Genomic DNA, 425 nt, shown 5'->3' with positions numbered 1-425 from the left:
GTCGGCCATCACTACTGGACCATGACGGGCGCCGAACAGTACGTCAACCTGATCAATTTCTACAAGAACATCAGCATCGTGGGCGGCCTGCTGGTGCTGGCCGTCTCGGGCCCGGGGCGGTTCTCGATCGACCGCCACTGAGGCGCTGAGGGTTCGTCAAGGCAAAACGCCTGCTCGATGCACGAGCGGGCGTTTTTTTCTGCCTGCGTGCGGCGTGGCCGGGTCCGATTCAGCGGGCCGCCGCTGCGTCGACCGTCGGCGCCCTGCGCACCTCGGACAGGTAGATCAGGATCAGCGAGACCCAGACGATGCCGTACAGGAACATGAAGCAGGTGGTGCGCACCTGCAGCAGGTCGAGCAGCATGCCGAACAGGATAGGCAGCAGGAAGCCGCCCAGGCAGCCCGCCAGGCAGACGATGCAGGTC

The 425-nt window shown here is 64.7% G+C and carries 1 protein-coding gene and 1 pseudogene; one reads left to right on the top strand and one right to left on the bottom strand.

What is annotated here, in order from left to right; all coding sequences use genetic code 11:
* A partial coding sequence (locus HWY05_RS38060) for a DoxX family protein (RefSeq protein WP_176061520.1) occupies positions 1–141 on the top strand: 141 nt, incomplete at its 5' end.
* Between the two features lie 88 nt (positions 142–229).
* On the opposite strand, the pseudogene HWY05_RS38055 reads toward HWY05_RS38060, so the two are convergent.
* Positions 230–425 (bottom strand): annotated as a pseudogene (locus HWY05_RS38055) (MFS transporter); the annotation flags it as partial.

It is taken from the genome of Paraburkholderia sp. BCC1876 (genome assembly GCF_902833695.1).
Taxonomy (GTDB): Bacteria; Pseudomonadota; Gammaproteobacteria; order Burkholderiales; family Burkholderiaceae; genus Paraburkholderia.
Note: the sequence above shows the minus strand (reverse complement) of the source record. Positions and strands in the feature narration are given on the sequence as shown.